Below are 25,723 nucleotides of genomic sequence, written 5' to 3'. Positions count from 1 at the left end.
GGTCTCGGCACCGTCTCAGTTTCCGTCTCATTCACCGCCGTTCGATGCCGTTCATGAGGGTTCACGCCACGGACAGGAGTACGGGGATGAACGAGGCTGAACGGCCGCGGATCACGCTCTGACCAGCACGGACAAACCTGCAAAGCGAGTTACGTGGGTTCGAATCCCGCCACGGCCTCCATCAGCTCCCGTAGGGCGGGAAGACCAGAAGGCGGACGGCCAGCGCCGCGAGCATGGCGAGGGGTGGTGCGTACCACCACGGGCGCAGCCTTCGCGTCCTCACGAAGGGCAGGGCGAGGGCGACCACAAGGACGGCCCAGCCGATGCCTAGCTTGGTGAGCAGCGCGAACTCCACGGCCGCGTCGAACTCGTGAGGCCCTTCGCGGGGCATGAGCTGGACCAGGGTGACGAAGGCCAGTGGTGCCTCCATCGCGACCAGCAGGAACGCCCCCAGCGTGGTGCCGACGCGAAATCGGTCGGGTGCGCTTCGGGGGCCGGTGGGCGTGGGCACTGTCCGAGTGTCTCCCTGGCTGGGCAATCCGGGCGGGTGCGAACGTAGTCGATGCCACGGACAGCAGAGCGACCGGGTCCGAGCACGCGCAGCTCTCCCCTGCCTGGAGGCCGCAGCGGTTCCACCAGGGCGTAGGGGCCGGAAGAACCCGAGCCGGGACGGCCGAGCCGCAGCCGCAGTCGCCGTCGCCGTCGCCGTCGCAGTCGCAGTCGCAGTCGCCCCAAGTCGAACCGAGCCGAGGCAACCGCCCCGGTGGCCCTATGCCTGTACCGCCTGTGCCACCGCCGCCTGCGGGCGGATCGGGAGGCGGCCGATGGGGCGGCCGGTGGCGGCGCGGACCGCGGAGGCGACGGCCGCCGGGGAGGTGACCACCGGAACGGCGCTGGCGGGCTTCGCGCCGAACGGGGCCACCACGTCGCGTTCCTCGACGAGTTCGACGATGCGGATGTCCGGCGCGTCGAGCGCGGTCGGCAGTGCGTAGCCGGTCAGATCGGGGTGGCGTACCTGGCCGCGGGTGGTGCGCAGGTTCTCCATCAGGGCGGCGCCCAGGCCCTGTGTGACGCCGGCCTCGATACGGGCGCGCAGCTGGCGCGGGTTGAGCACCCGGCCCACGTCCTGCGCGACGGTCATCTCCACGACCCGGATGGTGCCCAGCTCGATGTCGACGTCGGCGACGCAGCGGATGGCCGCGAAGGCGAGGCCGACGAAGGCGTCGCCCTGCCCGCCGTCGTCCAGCGGCTCGGTGGGGTGCGGCCGGCACTGGGCGGTGGCCCAGAGTTCCTTGCCGTCCAGGGCTTCCGCGACGGTCGTGCTGAGCACCCCGTCGTACGAGGTGATCTTGCCGTCGGTGATGGAGAGCAGCTCGGTGGACATACCGAACTTGTGGGCCAGTGGCTGAAGCAGCTGGGTGCGGACCATCTTGGCGGCGCGTTCGACGGCGCCGCCGGAGACCCAGGTGTGGCGGCCGTGGCAGGCCGGTCCGGCCGGCGGCTGGTCGGTGTCGACGCCCGCGACGTGCACCTCCTCGACGCCCAGCGTCTCCTGGACGATCTGCCGCGCCAGCGTGGAGAACCCGGAACCGGTCTCGACGGCGGCGCAGATGACGGTGGCGACCGAACCGCTGACCTTGACGGTGGCGGTGGACACCTCGTCGGTGCCCTCCGCGCCGAGCATGTGCACCATGCCCAGGGCGTAGCCGACGCCGCGGCGTACCGCGCCCGGCTCGCCCGCTCCCTCGGGTCCGCCCGGCAGCAGCCATTCGGCCTCGGGGGCGTCCTTGGGCAGCTCGGGCAGCGGCGCCTCCTTGACGGCGCGCAGGAGTTCGGCGACCGGGGCCGGGCAGGTGACGGTCTGCCCGGTGGGCAGCAGATCGCCGGTGGCCAGCACGTTGCGCATCCGGATCTCGTCCGGCTCCAGCCCCAGCTGGGCGGCGAGCTTGTCCATCTGGCCCTCGTAGGCCGCGCAGACCTGCATCGCGCCCTCGCCGCGCATATGGCCGGAGGGCGGGTTGTTGGTGCGTACCGCCCAGCCCTCGACCACGGCGTGCGGCACGACGTACGGGCCGCAGGCGAAGGAGACGGCGGCGGCCAGCGCCTGGGCGGAGGTGTCCGCGTAGGCACCGGCGTCCATCAGGATTTGCGCCTCCACCTTGACCAGCCTGCCCTCGGCGTCGGCGTGGTGGCGGTAGCGCAGCAGTGTGGGGTGGCGGTGGGCGTGTGCGAGGAAGGACTCCTCACGGGTGGCGGCGAGCTTCACGGGGCAGCCGGTGCGCAGCGCCAGCAGGCCGAGCGAGAGCTGGATGCCGGGGTCCTCGCGGTCGGCGGTGGCACCGGGGACGCCGGTGACCACGACCTTGACGCGCTCGGGGTCGAGGCCGAAGGAGGCGGCGGCCAGATCGCGGTCGGTGTGCGGGTCGGTGGAGGCGGTGTAGATCTCCACGCCGCCGTCGGGGCGCGGCACCGCGAGTCCGGCCTCGGCCCCGATGGGGGCGGGGTCCTGGCGGCCGATGCGGTAGAGGCCCTCGACCATCACCTCGCCCATCGCGTCGGCGTCGCCGAAGCGGAGCGGGATGTGCCGGATGAGGTTGCCGTCGGGGTGCAACGGCTCGGCCTCGAAGGCCAGCTGGGGGTCGGTGACGGCGTCCAGCAGCTCGTACTCGACGGCGATGGCGGCGGCGGCCAGCCGCGCGGTGTCGGGGTGGTCGGCGGCCACCGCGGCGATCGGCTCACCGTGGTGGCGGACCTCGTCCTTGGCGAAGACCGGGCGGTCGGGGACGCCCCGGCCGTGCGCGGCGTCGCCGGGGACGTCCTCGTGGGTGACCACGGCGTGCACACCCGGCATCTCCGCCGCGGGCTTGGTGTCGATCGACACGATCCGCGCACGTGGGTGCGGCGAGCGCAGCACTGCGGCCCACAGCAGCCCCTCGGCCCACAGGTCGGCGGCGTACGGGAAGGTGCCCTGGGTCTTGGCCGGCGCGTCCGCGGGCGGCAGGGAGACGCCCAGGCCGAGCGGCGGCGGCTCCACGGGCGGGATCGGGACACCCGCCGCCGGGGTCGCGGTGGCAGTGCCGGCGCCGTCCGTCGTACCACTCATGCGGTGCCTCCCGTCTGCGGATCGGCGCCCGGCCCCTGCGCGGGGTGGTGGCCGGGGGAATCCTGGTCGTGCGGGCTGTGCCCGACGGGGTCCGAGGGACCCGCCTGGTGGGGGATGCGGAGGGTCTCCGGCGGCGCGTCCGGCGGGGTGCGGTCCGTGACGTCCGGCGCCTCGGCCGCCTCCGTGCGGGCCTTGACGACCTCCTCGACGGCGTCCAGCACGCCCCGGTAGCCGGAGCAGCGGCAGAGGTTGCCGCACAGCGCCTTGCGGGTCTCCATCTCGCTGGGGGCGTGGTTGCCCTCCAGGAGGTCGTGGACGGTCATCGCCATGCCCGGTACGCAGAAGCCGCATTGGACGGCCCCGGACGCGGCCAGCGCCCGCTGCACGTCGGAGGGGACGCCGTCCTGGGCGAGCCCCTCGACCGTGCGGACCTCGCTGCCCGCCGCGGTGGCCGCGGGCACCAGGCAGGATGCGACGAGCCGCCCGTCCACCTGGACGGAACAGGCCCCGCACTCGCCTTGTGAGCAGCCGTCCTTGGCGCCGGCGAGGCCGAGGCGCTCGCGCAGGACGTAGAGCAGCGACTCGCCGATCCAGGAGTCCGTGACGGGGCGGTCGGTGCCGTTGACGCGCAGGACGTAGGAGGCGGCGGGGTGCTCGTCGTGCGGGTGCTCGTCGGCGGCGGGGGCGGTGGGCTCGGGGGTGACGGCGGGGACGGCCGGGGGGCCGTCGGGGGCGGCGACCTCGCCGGTGTGGCCGGCCGGTTCGGCGGCAGCGACCGGTTCGGCGGCAGCCGTCCCCGGTGTGGCGAGGGGCGCGTGCGGGGCTTCGGCGGGTTCCGGGGCGGGCGTGGTGCCGCTTCCGGCCGCGCCGTCGGGCTCCGGGGCGGCCACCGGGTCCGGGCCGGCCGGCGCGTGGGCATCGGCCTCCTGGGCCGGGTGCTCGGCGCCGCCCGCGGGACGCTCCTCGGCGGCCGGGACCGGGGCCTCCTCGTACGTCTCGTACGCGCCGTACCCGCCGGCGGGTACGGCGCCCGTGTCGGCCTCCCGGGGAACCGCGAACTCCCGGGGTTGGCCGGGCTGTTCGCCCTCGACTGCCGGGGCCGCCCACTGGCCGGCGCCGGAGTCCGGGCCGGGCGCCGCGGTCTCCGGGCGGTGGGCGTCCTCCTGCGGGGCGGGCGGCCACTGGGCCAGGGCGTCGGCGGGCAGGGACCAGTGCCCGGTGGCGCCGGCGGCGGGGGCGTCCGTCGGGACCACTCCCGTCGCGTACAGGTCGCCGGCGACCGGGGTGCCGCCGTCCGCCGGGGCGCCGTCCGCCGCCGGGTAGGCGGGGGCGGGAGCGCCGAAGGGGTCGTGGACGGCGGCTCCACCGTGCTCGTGGCCGCCGGCGGGGGCGCCCGGCCCGGCCGCGAAGTTCCAGTGCCCGGTGCCTGCGGCCCCGCCGTGGTCCGCGGGGGCTCCGCCGCCGTAGGTGTCGTGGTATCCGCCGCCCTGGTAGTCGGCGGCAACGGGCTCCTGGTGGGGCGCCTGCCCCTGGTAGCCCATCGGGCCGTCGTCGCCGACCAGGTACTCGCCGGACTCCTCCAGGCCGTCGTCCGCCGCTGCGGGAACCGACCAGGTGCCGGCCGCGCCCGCTGCCTCCGCGCTGCCCGCGACCGGCCAGTCCACGTGGTCGCCGCCCCACGGCTGCGCCGTGCCGGGCGCACCGCCCTGGTAGTGCGCGGCCGGGTCCTGGTGGCCGGCGTGGCCCTGGTGGGCCGGGTATCCGGCGGACGGGTCGGCGTATCCCACCGACGGGTCCGCGAAGGGCATCGTCCACTGCCCCGTCGACGCCGGGTCGGTGCCGGCATCCGCGACCGGGGGCGTGGCGGCGTGCTGGGTGAAGGAGGACGGCGGGGTGTAGCCGTGGCCGGGGGCGGCGAGCGGGTCGGCGCCGGGGGCGTTGTAGCGGCCGGGTACGTTGCCGTACACGCCGGTGGTGAAGCCCTCGGGGAGCTGGACGAAGGCCGTCGCCTCCGACTCGTACTCGCCGCCCTGCGGCAGCGGTTGCCAGCCCTGGTCGGGGTGCGGCTGCTGCGGGGGGTGGTTGTCGTCGCTCATGCCGAGACCTCGCTTCGCTCGTCCTCGCACTCGCGAGGCGCGCACCTCCTGAATACTTGTTCGCTGCGCTCACTCACGAGAGCGCCCTCCCAAGTGCGCGGCGGGCCAGGGCCGCCACCGTACGGCGCAGGTGCAGCGCGGCGGGTGGCAGGGTCGCCGGCTCTGAGCCGTCCTGGGGCGGTGCCGGGTCGGGGATGCACGCGGCGGCCACGTAGTCGCCGAAGGCCGTCAGGGCCTCGGGCACCAGAGCGCGTTCGCCGTCCCAGTCGATGAGCGAGGCCACCCACTGTTCGGCCTCCAGGGGGCGCAGCGGCATCGCGGCGACCGCGCCCACCGCGCAGCGCACCCCGCGCCGGGCCGGGTCCAGGACCAGCGCCACGGAGGCGGTGGCCCGGCCGGGGCCGGTGCGGCCGGTCGCCTTGAGGAAGGTCTGCGGGGCGTGCAGCAGCGGCACCCGTACGAAGCCGACGAGTTCACCGGGGTGCAGCATCTCGCGGCCCGCCAGGAGGTGGCTGACCGGGATCTCGCGGCGCGCGCCGCCGGGCCCGGCGATGATCACCGTGGCTTCGAGCGCGGCGAGCACGGGGAGGGTGTCGCCGGTGGGGGCGGAGGTGACGATGTTGCCGCCGAGCGTGCCGGCGTTGCGGATCTGCGGGGGGCCGGCGGCGCGGGCGGCGGCGGCCAGTCCCGGGATGAGCGCGGCGAAGTCGGGGCGCCCCATGCGGGCGAGGGTGAGTCCGGCGCCGAGCAGCGCGTGGCCGTCGAGGTACTGCCAGCCGCGGATCTCGCTGATCCGGGCGAGGCCCACCAGGGCTGCGGGTCTGAGGAGTCCGGCGTTGACGGCCGCCATGAGGTCCGTACCGCCCGCGACCGGGACGGCGGCGGGCATGGCGGTGAGCGCCGCCACCGCCTCGTCGAGCGAGGCCGGCAATGTCACCGTTTGTGACGCCTGCGGTGCGTGGGTGGTCAAGCCAGCTGCCCCTTCCCCGGTGTCCCGGCTGTTCCGCTCCGCCGTACGGTACGTGTTCACGGCCCGGACGTGGCAACTCTGGCACATCTTCCCGGCCCCCCGGCGCCAGGGTCCGCGATGCGGTGTCCGGCCCGTGTGCGGCGTTCCGGTCCGGCCGTGCCCGCCGGTTGCCGGGGGCGCGGCGGGCCCGCGCGGGTCGGCGAACGGTGCGCACCTCGTGGGCGCTCATCGCCCGTACGGCGGTGCGGGGCAACCACCGTCCCAGGGTCCGGCCCCGCGGGCGGCCCCCTTGCCCACGGGCTCACACGTTTGGGGGCGCCCCGTCGATCGGGCGTCCGAGCAGACCGGGGCGGCGCTGCCGGGGAAGCGGGCCGCCGGGTGGGCGGTAGTCGACGCCGAGGGCGTCGAGGCGGGCGTAGTGCGCGGTCATCCGGCGGGTGAAGTCGTCGAAGTCGCGGTCGGCGGGGCGCGGCAGCCGCGCCCAGGCGACCTCGGCGAAGGCCGCGAGGCGCGGGAAGACCTGGTAGTCGAGGCGCTGCTGACTGTCCATGGCCTCGGTCCAGACGTTGGCCTGGGTGCCCAGGACGTGGGCGGCCTGCTCGTCCGTCAGCTGCGGCGGCAGGGGCTCGAAGCGGTAGACGTCCTCCAGGGTGCGCACGAAGCCGAGCGGTACCGGCTCGTCGGGGGACGGGCCCTGCCGGTGGTCCAGGTAGACCTGCTGCTCGGGGCACATGACGACGTCACGGCCGGCGCGGGCGGCCGCGATGCCGCCCGCGTAGCCGCGCCAGGAGGAGACGGCCGCGCCCTCCGTCAGGCCCGGTGCCGTCCCGCCTTCGGGCGGCCCGGTGCCCGGTTCGGGGTTTTGGTCCAGGATTTCGTCCCACCCGATCAGCCGTCTGCCGCGCGCGGCCAGCCAGCGGTCGAAGTGCCGGACGAACCAGCCGTGCAGCGCGCCCTCGTCGGGCAGACCGAGTTCGGCGGTGCGGGCCCGGGCGGTGGCCGACGCCCGCCACTGGTCCGTGGGGCACTCGTCGCCGCCGATGTGCACGAACGGGGAGGGGAAGAGCGCGAGGACCTCCGCCAGGACGTGCTCGTAGAAGCGGAGGGTGGCGTCGGTGGGGGCGAGCACGTTGGGGTTGATGCCCCAGGTGTCCCAGACCTTCAGGGCGGCGGTGTCGACGGCGTCGGCGTTGCCGAGTTCCGGGTAGGCGGCGATGGCGGCCTGTGAGTGTCCGGGGAGGTCGATCTCGGGGACGACGGTGATGTGGCGCGCGGCGGCGTAGGCGACGATCTCGCGGATGTCGTCCTGGGTGTACCAGCCGCCGTGCGGGCGCTCGTCCCACAGCGGGGAGGCCCGGTGGCCGAGTTTGGTGCGTTCGCGCCAGCCGCCGGTCCGGGTCAGTTCCGGGTAGCGGCGGATCTCGATGCGCCAGCCCTGGTCGTCGGTGAGGTGCAGGTGCAGGACGTTGAGCTTGTGGGCGGCGAGCAGGTCGATGCAGCGCAGCACCCCGTCCTTGGGCAGGAAGTGCCGGGCGACGTCGAGCATCATGCCGCGCCAGCCGAAGCGGGGCGCGTCCTCGACGACCACCGTCGGCAGGTGCCATGCGCGCCGGGCCGCGTCCAGCGGGGCGCGCCGGAAGGCGTCGGGGCCCAGCAGCTGGCGGAGGGTCTGCGCACCCCAGAACACTCCGGCCGCGCTGCCGCCGTCGATCCGGATGCCGTGGCCGTCGTCGGCGTAGCGGTAGCCCTCGGGGCCGCTCTCGCGCCGGACGTCGGGGCTGATGCGCAGCACGATGCGGTTGTCGTCGTCGTTTCCCGGGGCGAGCGGGAGTCCGGTGGCGGCGCCGACGGTGCCGCGCAGCCAGCGGGCGACGCCTTCGGTGCCGGGCAGGGCCTCGACGAGGGTCTCCTCGTCGAGGACGGTGAGCGCGCGACCGGGCGGCGCCCACCGGAAGGTGCGGGCGGCCGGGATCAGGCAGGGACGGGAGTCGGGCATGACGGCCTCTCAGTCCGTGGCCGGCGGCGCGCGGCCGCCGACGGCGACGGGCCCGGGTCCGTGAAGGACCCGGGCCCGTACGCGCGGTGGGGGGCACCCCCGGCGGCCGGCTACTTCTTGCCGCCGTCCTTGCCGCCCTTGTCCTTGTCGCCACCGGCGCCCATGGACTCGAAGATCTCCTTGCACATGGGGCAGACCGGATACTTCTTGGGGTCGCGCCCCGGTACCCAGACCTTGCCGCACAGCGCGACGACGGGGGTGCCGTCGAGCGCGCTCGCCATGATCTTGTCCTTCTGGACGTAGTGGGCGAAGCGCTCGTGGTCGCCGTCGCCGTGCGACACCTGCGGTGTCGGCTCTACGAGGGTCCCCGTACCTGCCCCGCGCTCGGGCTCAACAGTGCTCATAACTGCCAAGGGTACTCACGCGCGAGGCAACCCGGGAGCGTCGGCCCGTCGCCGTGTGGAGGACGAGTGCGGCGGCCGCCACGCCGGCCGCGACCCAGGGCAGCGCTTCGGCCGCGGTGCCGGACGCCAGCGCCAGACCGCCGAGTGCGGAGCCGACCGCGCTGCCCAGATAGAGGGCCGAGCTGTTCAGGGCGAGGGCGACGGTGCCGCGGTCCGCGCGCAGGGCCAGCAGCCGGTGCTGCTGGGGGACCTGGAGGGCCCAGCCCGCCGCGCCCCACGCCACCAGCGCGACCACCGCACCGGGCAGCGCCGCCGAGGCGAGCGCGGACAGCAGCGCCTGCGCCGCGACGATCACCGCCAGGACCACGCCGACCAGCGTCCGGGCCCGGCCCGTGCGGTCCACCAGCGGCCCGGCCAGCACGCTGCCCAGCACCCCGCCGGCGCCCCAGGCCCACAGATACGGCGCCACTCGGTCCACCCCGCCCGCGGCGGCCAGCACCGGCGCGAGATACGTGTACAGCCCGAGGCTGGCGACCGCGGCCAGGAACGACACCGTGACGATCGGCGCCACCGCACGGTCCGCGATCGCGGCCAGCCGCGCCCTGGCGGGCACCGCGGGCCCGGCCGGCAGCTGCGGCAACAGCGCCACCAGTCCACCGAGCGCCACCGCGCCGAGCCCGGTCACCAGCCACATCGTGGCCCGCCAACCGGTGTGCTCGGCCAGCAGCACCCCGATCGGCACCCCGAGTACGGTGCCCGCGCTCATCCCGCCCATCACCAGGGCCAGCGCCCTCCCGCGCCGGCCGTCCGGGGCCAGCGCGGCGGCGGCCGCCGTGGACAGCGCCGAGTAGACGCCCGCTCCGGCACCCGCCACGACCCGGGCGGCGAGCAGCGCGCCCAGCGAGGGAGCGAGAGCCGTCGCGCCGTTGCCGAGGGCGAAGACCGCGAGCGCGGCGATGATCAGCACCCGCGGACGCACGCCGGAGAGGAGTCCGGCGACCAGCGGCGCGGAGATCGCGTAGGCGAGCGTGAAGACGGTGACCAGTTGGCCCGCCAGGGACACCCGGGTGCCGATGTCGTCCGCGAGGACCGGCAGCAACCCGGCCATCACGTACGCGTCCAGACCGAGGGTGAACGCCCCCAGGGTCAGCAGCCAGACCTTGCCCACCGTGCTCAACTCCCGTGATCGTCCGGAGCGCCGGGCGTGGAATGCGGGGGCTCCGGGGTGAACCGACGGGGGAAACGTAGGCAGTCTCCGGACCGCCACGGAAATGCCGGGGCCACGCCACTTATGCTCGGTCGGCATGAATGACGGCACGAGTGACGGCACGAGTGACGGCGTGGACGACGGCGTGGATGACGGCACGAACGACGGGAGGGACGGCGGCGGCTCGGGCCTCGCCCTCGACGGAGTCGAGCTGCGCCATCTGCGCGGCTTCCTCGCCGTCGCCGAGGAGCGCAGCTTCACCCACGCCGCCGACCGGCTGCGGATCGGCCAGCCCGCCCTGACCCGCACCGTCCGCGCGCTGGAAACCGCCCTCGGCGCCCGGCTGCTGGACCGTACGACCCGCCGCGTCGAGCTCACCGAGGCGGGCCGCCGGCTCTACGACGACCTCGCCCCGCTGCTGCCCCGGCTGGCCGCCGCACTGCGCTCCCCCGCCGGGCCCGCGGTCCTGCGGCTGGGTTTCGCCTCGCTGCTGCCCGCCGCCTGCACCGCACTCACCGCGGACTTCGAGGCGGCGACCGGCGCCGGGGTCCGGCTGGTGCGCCGGGACTCGCCGCTCGCCGGGCTGGAGCGGGGCGCATCGGACGTGGTGGTGCTGCGCGGCGACGTCCCCCGGGACGCCGGGCTGCGCACCCTGCTCCTGCTGCACGAGCCGCGGGTCGCCGCCCTGCCCCGCACGCCCGCCGGCACGGCCGGCCGCACCGGCCCGGGGGGCCGCGCCGTTCCGCGCACCTCGGGCCACGGGACGGGCCTCGCCGCGGCGGACGCCGCCGCCGTCCGGGCCGTGGCCCGACGCCGGGTACTGGACTGGGCGGAGCTCGCGGAGCTGCCGCTGGTGGTCAACACCGTCACCGGCAGCACCCGGCCCGAGCTGTGGCCCGAGGGCCGGCGCCCGCAACTCGCCTGCACGGCGGGGAACTTCGACGAGTGGCTGGAGGCGGTCGCCGCCGGGCACGGGGTCGGCGTCGCCCCCGAGACGGTGGCCCAGCGGCACACCCACCCCGGGATCCGCTACGTACGGCTGAAGAACGCGCCGCCCGTGCCCGTCCATCTCGCCCTGCCCGCCCGCAACGCCCACCCGCTGGCGGAGCGCTACGCCGAACTGGCCGCCTCCCGCACCCGGCCCGCACAGCCCTAGGGCGCTACGACGCCACCGGCACCCCGCCGCGGTCCCCCGACGTCAGGCCCAGCTCCACCGCGAACGCCAGCGCGGCCTCCGGGCGCACGGCATACCAGGAGTCCTTGTCGCAGACGGCGTCCAGCAGCGCGGCGACGTCCGCCGCCCCGACCGTACGGGCCTCGGCCGCGGCGATGAACGCGCGGACCGCCCGCGCGGGGTCGACCTCGGTCTCCGTGACCGCCACCAGGTCCTCGACGATCCGCCCGATCGCGGCGTCGCCGGTCCCCGCCCAGCTGAGGGCCATGTCCAGGCCGTCGTCCGGCATCGTCTCGGGATACGGCGCACGGGCCCAGCCGCCGTCCTGCCACCAGTAGACGAAGCCGAAGAGATTACCCTCGGCGTCGTAGCGCATCTGCTCCCAGGGGAGCCAGGCCGGGCCGCCGGCCAGGAAGTCGATCTGCCGCTTTCCGCTGTGCGTGTGGCTGCCGTCCGAGTCCTGGCCGCACAGCAGTGCCCGGCCGTCCTCGTACAGCTTCAGCCGCCACCAGTACGCACCGCCGCCGTTCCAGCACTGCAGCCCCAGAGGGCCGAAGGAGAAGTCGTCCCAGTCGTCCATGGCCGCGGCCACGACGGACAGCGTCGCGGCGCGTGCCCACAGCCGCTCCGGATGGTCCAGGTCCTCGGGCACGCTCGGTTGGTGCATGGCGCTCCCCCGTTCGTCTCCTGCGCGGTCGCGCCGTCGCGCCCGCGCACCGTCGCCTGCACCCCGAACCATAGCGACGGGGCCCGACAATTCCCCATGACGAAGACGTAACAACGCGGCCGGGGCGGGCCCCTGCGGGCCGGGGCCGGGCTCAGTTCAGCGAGGGGTCGTCCGGGTACGTGGCGACCATCGCCAGTTCGTTGCGCTGACGCCGCAGGACCGCCCGCCACAGCTGCTCCGGGTCGGGCGAGGAGACGTCGCCCGGCTCGGACTCGACGACGTACCAGGCGCCCTCGACGAGCTCGTCCTCCAGCTGGCCGGGACCCCAGCCGGCATATCCGGCGAAGATCCGCAGGCTGCCGAGGACCGCCGCGAGCAACTCCGGCGGGGCCTCCAGGTCGACCAGGCCGATCGCGCCGTGCACCCGGCGCCAGCCCAGCGGCTCGTCGCCGGGCGGCGCCTGGTCGGTGTCCGGCGCCGTGTCCTCCGCGGTCCCGCCGGCGCCACCGGCCAACGCCCCGCTCTGCGGGGAGGCGACGCCGCTCTCGCCGGACGGCCCACCGGGAACCACCGCCACCCCGAGTGCCGAGTCCAGCGACACCGGGCCGCCCTGGAAGACCACCCCGGGCTCGCCGGCGAGGGCGGCCCAGGGGGCGAGGATGTCCGCCACGCCGACCGGCGTGGGGCGGTTCAGGACCACGCCGAGGGAGCCCTCCTCGTCGTGGTCGAGGAGGAGCACGACCGCGCGGTCGAAGTTGGGGTCGGCGAGCGCGGGTGTGGCGACGAGCAGCCGCCCTGTGAGCGAGGACACCTCGGTCATGGGCACATGATCCCGCACTTCGGCCCGGAGCGGGGAGTCAACGGCCCGACCCGCGCCAGAGCAGGGCAGGGCGTACGGCGGCAGCACCGGCGCACGGGGCAAAACGACAGATGACCCATTCAAGACATTCGTGGCGTTTTCGGCCAAAAGGCGATTACAGATCAAAGGAGGTTCGTAGCGGAGCGTGTTGTGGCAAAGCCATTACATGCCCGAAAGGCGCACGGCCCTACGGACACGCCCTCCCGCGCCCTTACCATTTCAGCTTGGCCCTGCCCGTCTCCAGGAACGCGAGATCCATGACCGTCTCTACTGACGACGTACTGCTTGTCCACGGCGGCACCCCGCTCGAGGGCGAGATCCGGGTTCGTGGTGCGAAGAACCTCGTGCCGAAGGCCATGGTCGCCGCCCTGCTGGGCAGTGGTCCCAGCCGGCTGCGCAACGTGCCCGACATCCGCGACGTCCGCGTCGTGCGCGGCCTGCTGCAGCTGCACGGCGTGACGGTGCGCCCGGGTGACGAGGCGGGCGAGCTGGTGCTCGATCCGTCGCACGTGGAGAGCGCCAACGTCGCGGACATCGACGCCCACGCCGGCTCCTCCCGGATCCCGATCCTGTTCTGCGGCCCGCTGCTGCACCGCCTCGGCCACGCCTTCATCCCGGGGCTGGGCGGCTGCGACATCGGCGGCCGGCCGGTGGACTTCCACTTCGACGTGCTGCGCCAGTTCGGCGCGACGATCGAGAAGCGCGCGGACGGGCAGTACCTGGAGGCCCCGCAGCGGCTGCGCGGCACCAAGATCCGGCTGCCCTACCCGTCGGTCGGCTCGACCGAGCAGGTGCTGCTGACCGCCGTACTGGCCGAGGGCGTCACCGAGCTGTCGAACGCCGCCGTGGAGCCGGAGATCGAGGACCTCATCTGCGTACTGCAGAAGATGGGCGCGATCATCTCCATGGACACCGACCGGACCATCCGGATCACCGGTGTCGACACGCTCGACGGCTACACCCACCGGGCCCTGCCGGACCGGCTGGAGGCCGCCTCCTGGGCGTCCGCGGCGCTGGCGACCGAGGGCAACGTCTACGTCCGCGGCGCGCAGCAGCGGTCGATGATGACGTTCCTCAACACCTTCCGCCGGGTCGGCGGCGCCTTCGCGATCGAGGACGAGGGCATCCGCTTCTGGCACCCGGGCGGCTCGCTCAACGCCATCGCCCTGGAGACCGACGTCCACCCCGGCTTCCAGACGGACTGGCAGCAGCCGCTGGTCGTCGCGCTGACCCAGGCCGCGGGCCTGTCGATCGTGCACGAGACGGTGTACGAGTCCCGGCTCGGCTTCACCTCCGCGCTCAACCAGATGGGCGCGCACATCCAGCTCTACCGCGAGTGCCTGGGCGGCTCGGCCTGCCGCTTCGGACAGCGCAACTTCCTGCACTCCGCGGTCGTCTCCGGGCCCACCAAGCTGCAGGGCTCGGACCTGGTCATCCCCGACCTGCGCGGCGGCTTCTCGTACCTGATCGCGGCGCTGGCGGCCCAGGGCACCTCCCGGGTGCACGGCATCGACCTGATCAACCGCGGCTACGAGAACTTCATGGAGAAGCTCGTGGAACTGGGCGCCCATGTGGAGCTCCCGAACGGCGTCCGGCACGCGGAGCCCGCACACGCGGAAGGCTGAGAGCGCGCACACGCGGAGGGCTGAGAGCGCGGGGCCCGGCGGCCGGGTCCCGGGAGGCCGGGCACGGCTTCCGCTCCCCCGCCCGCACCCGTCCCACCGCGCCCTCCCCCTGCACGGGGGAGGGCGCGGTGGCGCGTGGGCCCCGGACACCCGGCAGGCCGCCGCCGGCTACCCCTCCGCCACCAGCACCGGATTCTCGTGCGGCGCCACCAGGCACCGCGCCCCCGCCGCCAGCTCCCCCGCCTCCCAGCTGGGCACATCGGCCTTGAGCCGGACCCCCGCGTCGGTGGCCAGGTGCAGGCGGGTGGTGGCCCCCAGGAAGGTGGCCACCTGGACGGTCGCGAGCGCCCCCTCCGCGCCCGCGACCGCGTCTGTCGGGTCCGTGGTGCCGTCCGCCCCGGTGCGGCGTACGGCGAGCCCCTCGGGCCGCACCAGGACGTCCACCTCGGCCCCCGCGCCGGGTGCCGCGCCGTGGATCGGGAGCCGGCGGCCGAAGAGCTCCACCACGCCGTCCGGACGGACCGTGCCGGGCAGCCGGTTCATGGTGCCGACGAACTCCGCCACGAACGGCGTCGACGGGCGCTCGTAGAGCTCCGAGGGCGCGGCGCACTGCTCCAGCCGGCCGCCCTGCATCACCGCGACGCGGTCGGCCATGGACAGCGCCTCCTCCTGGTCGTGGGTGACGAAGACGGTGGTGATGCCGAGTTCGAGCTGGATGCGGCGGATCTCCTCGCGGAGTGTGAGCCGCACCTTGGCGTCGAGGGCGGACAGCGGCTCGTCGAGGAGGAGGACGCGCGGACGGACGGCGAGCGCGCGGGCCAGTGCGACGCGCTGCTGCTGGCCGCCGGAGAGCTGGTGGGGGTAGTGGTCCTCACGGCCCGGCAGGCCGACCAGTTCCAGCAGCTCCGCCGCCCGCGCGGCCCGCTCGGCGGCGGACGCCCTGCGGACCCGCAGGCCGTAGCCGACGTTCTGGGCGGCGGTCATGTTGGGGAAGAGGCTGTAGGACTGGAAGACCATGCCGATGTCGCGGCGGTGGGCGGGGACGTGGGTGACGTCCTGGCCGCCCATGGTCAGCTCGCCGCTGTCGGCGGTCTCGAAGCCCGCGATGATGCGCAGCGCGGTGGTCTTGCCGCAGCCGGACGGGCCGAGCAGGGCGACCATTTCGCCGGCCGCGATGTCCAGGTCGAGGCCGTCCAGCGCGGTGGTGGCGCCGAACCGTCGGTGCAGCCCCTTGAGTCGTACGGGCACGGTCATGACGTCTCCCTCGGCGAACGCGTACGGCGGGCCCGGCGCGTACGGCCTCCCGCCAGGGTGGTGAGCAGGAGCAGCAGCCCCCAGGTGATGAAGAGGCTCAGCATGGCCGCGGCGCCGGCGAGTTCGGCGTCCGCGTTGCCGACCTCCACCATCCAGACGGCGAACGGCCGGTAGCCGAGCACGGAGGCGACGGTGTACTCGCCGAGCACCATCGCCAGGCTGAGGACCGCGCCGCTGACGACGGCGGGGCGCAGGTTGGGCACGACCACCCGCCAGAGCGTGGCCGACCGCCCGGCGCCCAGGCTGCGGGATGCCTCGACCAGCGTCTTCAGGTCGACGGCGCGCAGTCCGGCGTCCAGGGAGCGGTGGAGGAACGGCAGCGACATGACGGTGTAGAGCAGGACCAGGACGAGCGGGAAGTGCTCGTCCTGGACGACCATCAGGGTCTGGTAGAACGGCGTTTCGGCCAGGTCGGGCGCCCAGGACAGCACCGTGTTGACGCCGGCGACCAGCGCGATCGGCGGGACGACCAGCGGCGTCATGCACAGGATCTCGACGACCGGGCGCAGCCGCGGCAGCCGCAGGTGCGTCACGACCATGGTGGGGACGATCAGGCACAGCCCCAACGCGACGGTGGCCAGGCCGAGTTCGACCGAGAGCAGCAGGCTGCCCAGCATGTCGTCGGAGACCAGGTGGTCGGTGTAGACGTCGAGGGTGAGGCCCTTGACGGGGTCGTCGACGGTGAACCAGAGGGAGGCGGCGACGGGGAGGGCGAAGTAGAGGAGGGCGAGGAGGAGGACGGCGAGGCGGCCGTGGGGGCGGCGGCGCCGGGTGGCGGCTTCGCTCCCCTGGGGCCGCAGGGCGGGCCGCTGTGCGGTGGTGGTCATCCCAGCCATCGGGCGCTCCGGCGCTGCAGCGGTATCTGCACGGCCATCACCAGCAGCGCGATGACGACCATGTTGAGGCTCATGGCGAGGGCGAGGTTCTCCTGGCCGACCAGGACGTTGCCGGCCAGCGCGTTGGAGATCTGGACGGTGATCAGCGGGACGGAGCTGCCGACCATGACGGCGGCGGTGGCGTGCGAGGCGAAGGCGGTGCCGAAGAGCAGGACCGCGCCGCCGAGCAGCGAGGGCAGCAGCACCGGGAGGCCGATGTGCCGCCAGAACTGGCCGCGGGTGGCGCCGCAGGAGGCGGCGGCCTCCTGCCACTGGGTGCGCAGTCCGTCGAGCGCGGGCAGGACGGTCACCACCATCAGCGGGATCATGAAGTAGAGGTAGGCCAGCACCAGTCCGGCGGTGCTGTAGAGGGTGAACCCGGTGTCGCCGAGCGACAGCAGCCGGGTGAGGGTGCCGGTGGTGCCGAGCGTCGCGACGAAGGCGAAGGCGAGCGGGGCGCCGGAGAAGTTGGCGAGCACGCCGGAGGCGGCGACCACGGCGCGGCGCAGCGCGGGGCGCCGGGAGGAGACCACGGCCTGCGCGACGAGGGTGCCGAAGAGGGTGGCCAGCAGGGCGCAGATCAGCGAGAGCTGGACGCTGCCGCCGAGGCCGGTCGCGTAACTGCCCTTGAGGGACTGGCGGACGTTGTCGAGGGTGGCGTGACTCGCTCCGGTGGCCGGGTCGGCGGCGGTGAACGCGCCGTACACCAGGGCACCGGCGGGCAGGCCGAAGCAGAGGGCGAGGAAGACGAAGAACGGGACGACGGCGGGCCAGTGGCGGCGTCGGGGCCGGCCGGGCGGGGCGGCCGCTGCGGGTCGGTCAGTCATACGCGGGGGGTCTCCAGGGACGGGAAGGGGCGGGGCGGGGTCAGCCGATGGCCTTGCCCCAGCCCTCGTTGATGGCCACCTTGGCGGCGTCCTCCTGCTCCGGTGTGGGGAAGCGGGGGGTGCCGTGGACGGCGGGGAGGCGGGCGGCGGCCCGCTTGTCGGCGGTGCCGTCCTTCGTCATCCGGTCGAGGAGCGCGGGCCGCGACCAGCCGCGCAGCCAGATGTTCTGGCCCTCGGGGCTGTAGAGGAACTCCAGCCACAGCCGGGCGGCCGCGGGGTGCGGGGCGTAGGCGTTGACGCCCTGGTTGTAGTACTGCGAGTACTGGCCGTCGGCGGGCACGGCGACCTTCCAGTCGACGCCCTTGGCCCGGAGTTCCTTGCTGTAGCCGAGGTTGAGGTAGTCCCAGTCGATGGAGATGGGGGTCTCGCCCTTGCGGATGGTGGCCGGTGAGGACTCGACGGGCACGAAGTTGCCGCGCTGCTTGAGCTTCTGGAAGAAGTCCAGGCCGGGCTGCACGTCGCCGAAGGAGCCGCCGTTGGCGAGGGCGGCGGCGAGGACGGCGGAGAACGCGGACGACGACTCCGACGGGTTGCCGTTGAGCGCGATCTTGTTGCGGTACTCCGGGCGCAGCAGTTCGGCGAAGGTCCTGGGGCACTTCTTGACTGCCATGGCGTCGCAGCCGATGGAGACGTAGCCGCCGTAGTTGTTGAGGTACGAGCCGTCGGCCTGCTTCTGTGCGCGCGGGATGTGCCGCCAGCCCGTCACCTTGTACGGGGCGAGCAGCCGCTTGCCGTGGGCGTTGCGCATGAAGGCCGTGCCGAGGTCGAGGGCGTCGACGGCGCGGTCCTGGCCGCGGCGCTTGTCGGCGGCGCCGAGGGCGAGCTGGCTGGTGCCGCCGGGGTTCTCGTTGTTGACCTCGATGCCGTACTTCCGCTCGAAGGTCTTGATCATCTCGCCGTAGTTCGCCCAGTCGGGGGCGAGCGCGTAGACGTTGAGCCGCCCCTCCTTCTTGGCGGCCCCGACGAGCCCGGGCATACCGCCGAGGTCGGCGGCCGACCGGGCGGTGGCCGCCTTGCCGGTGACGGCGGCCGGGGCGTAGCCGCAGCCGCCGGCCGCCGCCGCGACGGCGAGCGCCGCCGCGCAGCCGGTGAACGCCCGGCGCGCGCGGGCCGGTCGGGATGGCTTCACTAAGTACTCCTGGTTCTCCGGCCGTCCACCGTCATGAACAACCCGTTCAGGGGCCGCGTGGACCACGCGCCATGAACAACCTGTATGAACAAGCCGCCGTCAGTAAGCCCCGTCAAACTAGCCGCAAGATGGATCCCAGACAAACCCTTGACGGCAATAAAGTTGCAGGTCATAAGCGTTATCATGGAAGAGGTTTAGAGTTGCGCGGAGCGGTTAGACGCATCCCCCGTATCTGCGTGACTGCCAATACCTGCGCACAGTTGACTGGCGTATCGCCGCAAGGAGCCGTGTTGACCCGACGTCACCAGCAGATCGCCGAGGATCTGCGCCGCGCCATCGCCGACGGAACCCGGCCGGTGGGCAGCGCCCTGCCGTCGGAGACCGAACTGGCCGCCACCCACGGCGTCTCGCGCGGCACGGTCCGCCAGGCACTGGCCGCGCTGGCCGCCGAGGGCCTGATCGGCTCCCGCCAGGGCGCCCGGCACCTCGTGCTCAGCACCGCACCGAGCCAGAGCTTCACCGAGCTGCGCAGCTTCGCCCAGTGGGCACGCTCCGGCGGCCACACCCCCGGCGGCCGGGTGCTGCACAGCGCCCGGGGCGGCGCCGACGCCGAGGAGGCGGCCATGCTGCAACTGGCCCCGGGCGCCGAGGTGCTGCGGGTACTGCGGCTGCGGACCCTGGACGGCGACCCCGTCCTGCTGGAGCGCACGGTCTACGCGGGCTGGACCGCCGACGCCGTGGCGGAGCTCCCGGTGGACTGCGAGTCGGTCACCCAGGCGCTGCTGGACTCCCGCGGCCTGGTCTTCGCACACGGCGAGCACCACCTCGACGCGCTGGCCGCCGGCACCGTGGACGCCCGGGAGCTGCACGTGCGGCGCGGCAGCCCGCTGCTGCGCGTACGCCGGACCACGACCACCCCCGAGGGCCGCCCGGTCGAGACCTCCGACGACCGCTACCGCCCGGGCGCGGTCGTCTTCACCGTACGCAACTCCACCCAGGCCAACCCGCTGGCACGCAAGCCCGTTGACTGACGCCCGGCCTGACACCCGATCAGGCCCATGCGCGGGACGCCGGACGGGCCCCCGCCAGGCGCCGACCGAAGCCCTGCCGGGGGCCTTAGGGGGCCCGTCGGGGGCCTGCCGGGGCCTTAGGGGGCGGGCGAACGGATCCCGTAGGGGGCGCGAGAGCCCCCTCGGGGCCACAACCCGGGAGGGTCGGGAGGGTATTCCCGCGGCGAGGCGACGAGGCATCCCGCCGCGGCCACCGCAGCCGCCGCGGCCGCCGCGGAACCCGCGCCACCCCGCCTCGTACCGTCACCCCACCGCCCCGCCCGGACCAACCCGCCCGACGCACCCGCCCCACCCACGCACACGCACCCACGCACCCACGCACCGAACAGTGAGCCCGTATGCCTCCTCCGCTTCCTCCCCCGCCCCCTCCGCGCCCGACGGGCGCCCGGCTGCCCGCCGCCCTGCTGTGCGACATGGACGGCACCCTCGTCGACACCGAGCACCAGTGGCTGGCAGCCGTGGCCGATTTCCTCGGGGAACACCGCGCACCGGCCGACGACGAGGTGCTGGCCGCATTCGCCGGGGCCCCGGTGGACGACGCCGCCGAACGCCTGGTGCGTGAGCACGGCATCGCCCTCGCCGTCCGCGACGTCGCCGCCCGCCTGGACCGGGACTTCACCGCCCGCGTCGCGGCCGGGGTCACCGTCCAGCCCGGCGCCCTGCGGCTGCTGGACCGGGCGCAGGCGCTGGGGATACCGGCCGCGCTGGTCACCGCCTCCGAGCGGCATGTGGCCGATCTGGTGCTGCGCACCCTCGGCACGCACCGCTTCGCCCTGTCGGTGACCTCCGGCGAGGCACCGCGCGGCAAGCCCCACCCGGACCCCTACCTGACCGCCGCGGCCGGGCTCGGCGTCGACCCGGCCGACTGCCTGGCCGTCGAGGACACCCCCACCGGCGCCGCCGCCGCGCTGGCCGCCGGCTGCCGGCTGCTGGCCGTGCCGACCGTGCCGGGCATCGTGCCCGGCCCCCGGACGGCCGTGATCGCCTCTCTGGAGGACATCGACCTGACGGACTTCCCGTTCGCCGCGCCCGCCTGAGGCAGGCCCGCACAACCGGCCGCAGGGCCCGTACGGCGGCCGCTCGGCGGCCCGGCCGGGCCGCTCCGGTGTCGCCGGGGCGCCGGCGGTGCCGTCGACACCGGTGACGCAGCAGAAAGGGCGGCCACCCCCGGAGGGATGGCCGCCCTTTGCGACGTGTTGCCGCTAGGCATCGCGCCGTGCTGCTGAGGGTGTTACTTACCCTTGGCGGCTTCCTTGAGCTTCGAGCCTGCGGAGACCTTCACGCTGTAGCCGGCCGGGATCTGGATCGGGTCGCCGGTCTGCGGGTTGCGCGCGGTGCGAGCGGCACGGTGGGTGCGCTCGAAGGTGAGGAAGCCGGGGATGGTGACCTTCTCGTCGCCCTTGGCGACGATCTCGCCGGTCACCTCGGCGAGGGCGGCCAGAACGGCGTCGGCGTCCTTGCGGGTCACCTCGGCGCGATCGGCCAGAGCGGCCACCAGCTCACTGCGGTTCATGTTTGTACTCCCGTGTTCTTCTTGCCAATGAGGCGTGAGATCGAAGCCGATGCTGCCAGGGCCCTCGGACAGTCCCCGGACCCGGGTCTGCTGCCAGACCCTCGCGCCCGATTACGCATCCTGCCCCTACCTGCGGGGCTAAAGCCAATCCGGAACCCTGGAGGGTCACACGAAAGCCCCACTGCCTCGTAGTGGCGACGTTCCGTACCACGCCGCTCCGGGCCGGCCCCACAGGCCGGCGGTCGTTTGCCGGAAACCAGCCTATGGGGGCCTTGCGGAGGGCGTGTCCCGCGACGCGCCGTACTCAGAGCGCCGTGGCAGCAGTCACATCAGGGGCGGCGGCCTTCGCCGCTTCCCGGACCGCACCGGCCACCGCGCCCGCGACCTTGTCGTTGAAGACGCTGGGGATGATGTAGTTCGGGTTGACCTCGTCGTCGAGGACGACTTCGGCGAGGGCGCCGGCCGCGGCCAGCATCATCTCGGTGTTCACCGTACGGGACTGCGCGTCCAGCAGGCCGCGGAAGACGCCGGGGAAGACCAGAACGTTGTTGATCTGGTTGGGGAAGTCGGAGCGGCCGGTCGCCACGACGGCGGCGGTCTGCCGGGCGATGGCCGGGTCGACCTCCGGGTCGGGGTTGGCGAGTGCGAACACGATCGCGCCCTCGGCCATCTTCGCGACGTCGTCGCCGTCCAGGACGTTGGGCGCGGAGACGCCGATGAAGACTTCCGCGTCGACGACGGACTCCTTGAGGGTGCCCGTGACGCCCTCCGGATTGGTGTTGTCGGCGATCCAGCGCAGCGGCGAGTCGGGGTCGGCGTCGACCAGGTCGGCGCGGCCCGCGTGCACGACGCCGTGGATGTCGGCGACGACGGCGTGCCGGACGCCGGCGGCGATCAGCAGCTTGAGGATGGCGGTACCGGCGGCCCCGGCGCCGGACATCACGACCCGCACGTCCTCGATCTTCTTGCCGACGACGCGCAGCGCGTTGGTGAGCGCGGCGAGCACGACGATGGCAGTGCCGTGCTGGTCGTCGTGGAAGACGGGGATGTCCAGGGCCTCGCGCAGCCGGGCCTCGATCTCGAAGCAGCGGGGGGCGGAGATGTCCTCGAGGTTGATGCCGGCGAAGCCGGGGGCGATGGCCTTGACGATCTCGACGATGGCGTCGGTGTCCTGGGTGTCCAGGCACAGCGGCCAGGCGTCGATGCCCGCGAAGCGCTTGAAGAGGGCCGCCTTGCCCTCCATGACCGGCAGGGCGGCCTTGGGGCCGATGTTGCCGAGGCCCAGGACCGCGGAGCCGTCGGTGACGACCGCGACGCTGTTGCGCTTGATGGTGAGGCTGCGGGCGTCCTCGGGGTTGTCGGCGATCGCCTGGCAGACCCGGGCCACACCGGGGGTGTAGATCATCGACAGGTCGTCGCGGTTGCGGATGGGGTGCTTCGACGACATCTCGATCTTGCCGCCGAGGTGCATCAGGAACGTACGGTCGGAGACCTTGCCGAGTGTGACGCCTTCGATGCCCCGCAGCTTGGAGACGATTTCGTCCGCGTGTGCGGTGGACGTCGCGGCGATGGTGACGTCGATCCGGAGTTTTTCGTGGCCGGATGCGGTCACGTCGAGGCCGGTGACCGACCCGCCGGAGGACTCCACGGCCGTGGTGAGCTGGCTGACGGCGGTGCCGCTAGCGGGAACTTCCAGTCGCACCGTCATCGAATACGAGACGCTAGGCGCCGTTGCCATGGCCGACTTCCTCTGCTTTCCCTGGTTCTCTCAAAGCGGCTCCGTGGCCCGGTGGTGCCGGGGGCGGAGCGCGTTGTCCGATCGTCCCACCTACCAGCCGGTATACGGTAACCAGCGACAAAATTCGGAAAGACATTTCCACCATACGAGAGAAGGCGGGGTGAGCGAAACCCCTCCCCCCGGTCACGGCAAGACGTTTTTCGGCAAGGACCAGGCGAAATCCGGCGCATCGCCGGGCAACGACAACGGGCGCCCCTCCCGAAGGAGGGACGCCCGCTGCGGTGGTTCACGACACCGGCCCGCCATGCTCGCCTCGCGGCAAGTGGTCGCTCGTAGCGACGATGGTTGGGCCCGGGGGCTTGGATCGAGCCGGTGCCGTCACCCAGGCTAACAAACCATCCACCGAAGCGAATCCCGTCGCGGGGGGCCGATTTCAAGACCCCTCGTACGGCGGCGTGCGGCGGCCCGCCCGGCGTACGCCGGGCGGGCCGCCGCGGCGACGGGTCAGTCGCGCAGCAGGTCGGGCACCCCCGCCGCGTCCGGCTCGTCGCGTCCGGTGGAGAGCACCGTCAACTGCTGGGTGGCGCGGGTCAGTGCGACGTAGAGGACCCGCAGCCCGGCCGGGGACTCGTCGGCGATCTCGGCCGGCGAGACCACCAGCGTGGCGTCGTACTCCAGCCCCTTGGCCTCCAGTGAGCCCAGTGCCACCACCCGGTCGCCGAGGCCGGCCAGCCAGCGGCGGGCCTGTTCGCGGCGGTCCATGGCCACCACGACGCCGACCGTGCCGTCCACCTCGTCCAGCAGCCGCGCGGCCTCCGCCGTGGTGGCCCGGGCCAGCTCCTCGTCGCCCGCGCCGCCCTCCGGGACCACGGCGAACCGCGGCTGAAGCCCCGTGGAGCGCACCGCGTCGGGCGACCGCATGCCGGGCATCGCCAGCGTGAGCACCCTGGCGGCCAGCTCGGCGATCTCCGCCGGGTTGCGGTAGTTCACGGTGAGCGTGAAGTGGCGGCGCGGGCGGGTGCCGAGCGCCTCGTCGCGGGCGAGGGCGGCCTCGTCCGGGTCGGACCAGGAGGACTGCGCCGGATCGCCGACCACCGTCCAGGTGGCGTGCCGGCCGCGGCGGCCGACCATCCGCCACTGCATCGGCGTCAGGTCCTGCGCCTCGTCGACGATCACATGGGCGTAGTCGGTGCGCTCCTCCTCCAGCCGTTCGCGGCGGCTGCGGCCGGAGGCATTGCGGTCGGCAAAGGTCGTGAGCTCCTCCAGACCGGTCAGATGGTCGAGCGGGTCGGCCTCGCGCGGGCGGGCCGGGCGCATCGGGGCGCCGAGGATCTGCTGGAGCTCGTCCAGGAGCGCGACGTCGTGCACCGACAGCGGGCCGTGGCCCGTGGGGTCCAGCCGCCGCAGCGACCGGGCCAGCTGGCGGACCTCGCGCGGGTTGAGGACCCGGCGGGCCCAGCGGCTCAGCAGGCGCTCGTCGGCCATCGCGGCCAGTACCTCGCGAGGGGTGAGCTCCGGCCACCAGGCGTCCAGGAACTCCTGGAAGTCCGTCTCGGTGCGGAGGTCCTCGTCGAAGCCCTGGCGGACCTCGGCGGCGAGTTCGGGGTCGGTGTAGCGGCGGGCGGCGCCCGACTTGGCCCACAGGGCGTCGAGGATCAGCCGTCCGGCGCGCGGGCGCAGCAGGTTGACCGGTGCGGTGCCGCCGAGCGCGGCCAGCCGGATGCCGCGCAGTTCGTCGGCGTCCAGCTCGAGGCGGCCGCCGAACGCGACGACGCGCAGACGGGTGGTGTCGACCGCCCGCGCTCCGCGCTGCGGCAGGTCCAGGGCGCCGCGGGCGGCCTTGCGCAGCACCTTCTGCATGCGGGCGGAGCCCTTGACGCGGGAGACCGCCGGCGGGTCGTAGGCTCCCCCGTCGCCCGCCCCCCGTCCCCCGTCGGGGCCCTGCGGGCCGCCCCCGCCCGACGCCTCGGCGCCGTCCACCAGGGAGCCGAGCGCCCGGATGGCGACCTGGCCCTCCTCGCCCAGGGAGGGCAGGACGCCCTCGGTGTAGGCGACCAGCAGGAGGGTCGGGGAGACGATGAGGATGCCGCCGGCGTAGCGGCGGCGGTCCTGGTAGAGGAGGTAGGCGGCGCGGTGCAGGGCGACGGCGGTCTTGCCGGTGCCCGGTCCGCCCTCGACCTCGGTGACGGAGGCGGCGGGGGCCCGGATCACCATGTCCTGCTCGGCCTGGATGGAGGCGACGATGTCGCGCATGGCGTGGCTTCGAGCCCGGCCGAGGGCGGCCATCAGTGCGCCGTCGCCGACCGCCGGCAGTTCCTCGCCGTCCAGGGTGGCGGTGACCTCCGGGCGCATCAGGTCGTCCTCGACGCCGAGGACCCGGCGGCCCTTGGAGCGGATGACGCGGCGGCGTACGACCCGGCCGGGGGCGACCGGGGTGGCGCGGTAGAAGGGCGCGGCGGCCGGCGCCCGCCAGTCGATGACCAGCGGCGCGTAGTCGGCGTCGAGGACGCCGAGGCGGCCGATGTGGAGCGTTTCGGCGATCACCGCCCGGTTGTTGTCGATCGCCCCGTCGGCGGGTTCGACGGAGGTGAAGGCGCCGTCCGGGCCCTTCTTGCCGTCCTTGCCGGGGAGCAGGTCGATCCGGCCGAAGAGGAAGTCTTCGTACTCGGAGTTGAGACGGTGGAGATGGACGCCGGCCTGGAAGACCTGGGCGTCGCGTTCGGCGAATGCACCGGGCGTGCCGACCTGGCCGAGCTTGGCGGCGTCGTCCATCAGGAACTCTGCCTCGTGGATCTTCTCCTCGAGGCGCCGGTAGACGCTGTCCAGATGCGTCTGCTCGGCTTCGATCTCACGGTCGCGAACGGAATCCGAGAGGTGATCCGGTGCGTGCGTGGCGTTCTGCGCGGCCACCCAGGCCCCCTTCTGCTGTGCGTAGGGCAGCCGTCAACCGTACGCGAACGGGGCACCGCGCGCACCTGGCCATACGGACAAATCCGGGCGTGTCCGATCGGATGTTGACCTAGTCCTTAACTTCAGCAGAAGTCCGCGTCACGGTCCCGAACGTTCCGGAACCGTGCGCGGCGCGCCGGGCCGGTG

At 74.0% G+C, this 25,723-nt stretch carries 20 protein-coding genes; 4 read left to right on the top strand and 16 right to left on the bottom strand.

Translation table 11 applies throughout. From position 1 onward, the window contains the following. Positions 1–181: 181 nt before the first annotated feature. From ACGFML_RS09595 to ACGFML_RS09565, 7 genes are all read right to left on the bottom strand, one after another. Entirely contained in the window at positions 182–511 is a 330-nt protein-coding gene (locus ACGFML_RS09595; protein WP_393541779.1) for a hypothetical protein, read from the bottom strand. Between the two features lie 258 nt (positions 512–769). Continuing rightward, positions 770–3,103, bottom strand: coding sequence for a xanthine dehydrogenase family protein molybdopterin-binding subunit (locus tag ACGFML_RS09590; RefSeq protein ID WP_393541777.1), 2,334 nt, complete (start codon positions 3,101–3,103; stop codon positions 770–772). After that, the gene (locus ACGFML_RS09585; protein ID WP_393541775.1) at positions 3,100–5,199 is read right to left on the bottom strand and encodes a 2Fe-2S iron-sulfur cluster-binding protein; all 2,100 of its coding nucleotides are present in this window, start codon (positions 5,197–5,199) and stop codon (positions 3,100–3,102) included. The genes ACGFML_RS09590 and ACGFML_RS09585 overlap by 4 nt, the downstream gene beginning before the upstream one ends. A 73-nt stretch (positions 5,200–5,272) precedes the next feature. Further along, positions 5,273–6,169 carry an FAD binding domain-containing protein gene (locus ACGFML_RS09580; protein ID WP_393541774.1) on the bottom strand — a complete coding sequence of 299 codons (897 nt, stop codon included), beginning with the start codon at positions 6,167–6,169 and terminating at the stop codon, positions 5,273–5,275. Between the two features lie 301 nt (positions 6,170–6,470). Further along, a complete protein-coding gene (locus ACGFML_RS09575) occupies positions 6,471–8,165 on the bottom strand; it encodes a beta-N-acetylhexosaminidase (RefSeq protein WP_393541772.1) in 1,695 nt (564 codons plus the stop codon). 110 nt (positions 8,166–8,275) lie between these two features. After that, entirely contained in the window at positions 8,276–8,569 is a 294-nt protein-coding gene (locus ACGFML_RS09570; protein ID WP_078568732.1) for a DUF3039 domain-containing protein, read from the bottom strand. After that, entirely contained in the window at positions 8,556–9,737 is a 1,182-nt protein-coding gene (locus tag ACGFML_RS09565) for an MFS transporter (RefSeq protein WP_393542710.1), read from the bottom strand. The genes ACGFML_RS09570 and ACGFML_RS09565 overlap by 14 nt, the downstream gene beginning before the upstream one ends. A gap of 136 nt (positions 9,738–9,873) precedes the next feature. On the opposite strand from ACGFML_RS09565, the gene ACGFML_RS09560 reads away from it, so the two are divergent. Continuing rightward, positions 9,874–10,932 carry a LysR family transcriptional regulator gene (locus ACGFML_RS09560; RefSeq protein WP_393541770.1) on the top strand — a complete coding sequence of 353 codons (1,059 nt, stop codon included), beginning with the start codon at positions 9,874–9,876 and terminating at the stop codon, positions 10,930–10,932. 4 nt (positions 10,933–10,936) lie between these two features. On the opposite strand, the gene ACGFML_RS09555 is transcribed toward ACGFML_RS09560, so the two are convergent. Together ACGFML_RS09555 and ACGFML_RS09550 are read right to left on the bottom strand one after the other, a co-directional pair. Then, complete coding sequence (locus ACGFML_RS09555) at positions 10,937–11,617, bottom strand: hypothetical protein (RefSeq protein ID WP_393541768.1); 681 nt, start codon at positions 11,615–11,617, stop codon at positions 10,937–10,939. Between the two features lie 151 nt (positions 11,618–11,768). After that, positions 11,769–12,437 (bottom strand): YqgE/AlgH family protein, encoded by a 669-nt coding sequence (locus ACGFML_RS09550; protein WP_393541767.1) that lies wholly within the window; start codon positions 12,435–12,437, stop codon positions 11,769–11,771. Positions 12,438–12,733: 296 nt separating this feature from the next. Here ACGFML_RS09550 and murA point away from each other — a divergent pair, with 296 nt between their 5' ends. Then, a complete protein-coding gene (gene murA, locus ACGFML_RS09545; RefSeq protein ID WP_393541765.1) occupies positions 12,734–14,101 on the top strand; it encodes a UDP-N-acetylglucosamine 1-carboxyvinyltransferase in 1,368 nt (455 codons plus the stop codon). A gap of 168 nt (positions 14,102–14,269) precedes the next feature. Here murA and ACGFML_RS09540 read toward each other — a convergent pair whose 3' ends face one another. The 4 genes from ACGFML_RS09540 to ACGFML_RS09525 are packed head-to-tail and all read right to left on the bottom strand — an operon-like array spanning position 14,270 to position 18,306. Beyond that, a complete protein-coding gene (locus ACGFML_RS09540) occupies positions 14,270–15,355 on the bottom strand; it encodes an ABC transporter ATP-binding protein (protein ID WP_393541763.1) in 1,086 nt (361 codons plus the stop codon). After that, positions 15,352–16,242, bottom strand: a complete 891-nt coding sequence (locus ACGFML_RS09535; RefSeq protein ID WP_393541761.1) for an ABC transporter permease — start codon at positions 16,240–16,242, stop codon at positions 15,352–15,354. The genes ACGFML_RS09540 and ACGFML_RS09535 overlap by 4 nt, the downstream gene beginning before the upstream one ends. Continuing rightward, complete coding sequence (locus ACGFML_RS09530) at positions 16,239–17,117, bottom strand: ABC transporter permease (RefSeq protein WP_393541760.1); 879 nt, start codon at positions 17,115–17,117, stop codon at positions 16,239–16,241. Before ACGFML_RS09530 ends, ACGFML_RS09535 begins: the two co-directional genes overlap by 4 nt. A 40-nt stretch (positions 17,118–17,157) precedes the next feature. After that, positions 17,158–18,306 (bottom strand): extracellular solute-binding protein, encoded by a 1,149-nt coding sequence (locus ACGFML_RS09525; protein WP_393541758.1) that lies wholly within the window; start codon positions 18,304–18,306, stop codon positions 17,158–17,160. Between the two features lie 290 nt (positions 18,307–18,596). On the opposite strand from ACGFML_RS09525, the gene ACGFML_RS09520 reads away from it, so the two are divergent. Together ACGFML_RS09520 and ACGFML_RS09515 are read left to right on the top strand one after the other, a co-directional pair. After that, positions 18,597–19,337, top strand: a complete 741-nt coding sequence (locus tag ACGFML_RS09520; protein WP_393541756.1) for a GntR family transcriptional regulator — start codon at positions 18,597–18,599, stop codon at positions 19,335–19,337. Positions 19,338–19,714: 377 nt separating this feature from the next. Beyond that, a complete protein-coding gene (locus ACGFML_RS09515) occupies positions 19,715–20,413 on the top strand; it encodes an HAD family hydrolase (protein WP_393541754.1) in 699 nt (232 codons plus the stop codon). Positions 20,414–20,607: 194 nt separating this feature from the next. On the opposite strand, the gene ACGFML_RS09510 is transcribed toward ACGFML_RS09515, so the two are convergent. From ACGFML_RS09510 to ACGFML_RS09500, 3 genes are all read right to left on the bottom strand, one after another. Continuing rightward, positions 20,608–20,889, bottom strand: a complete 282-nt coding sequence (locus ACGFML_RS09510; RefSeq protein ID WP_030069353.1) for an HU family DNA-binding protein — start codon at positions 20,887–20,889, stop codon at positions 20,608–20,610. Between the two features lie 304 nt (positions 20,890–21,193). Next, entirely contained in the window at positions 21,194–22,627 is a 1,434-nt protein-coding gene (locus tag ACGFML_RS09505; RefSeq protein WP_393541752.1) for an NAD-dependent malic enzyme, read from the bottom strand. A 504-nt stretch (positions 22,628–23,131) separates the two neighbouring features. After that, complete coding sequence (locus tag ACGFML_RS09500) at positions 23,132–25,537, bottom strand: HelD family protein (protein WP_393541750.1); 2,406 nt, start codon at positions 25,535–25,537, stop codon at positions 23,132–23,134. Positions 25,538–25,723 lie beyond the last annotated feature (186 nt).

Source organism: Streptomyces sp. NPDC048650, from assembly GCF_043199095.1.
Classification (GTDB): Bacteria; Actinomycetota; Actinomycetes; order Streptomycetales; family Streptomycetaceae; genus Streptomyces.
The sequence above is the reverse complement of the archived record's forward strand: the minus strand, read 5'-3'. Positions and strand labels throughout refer to the sequence as shown.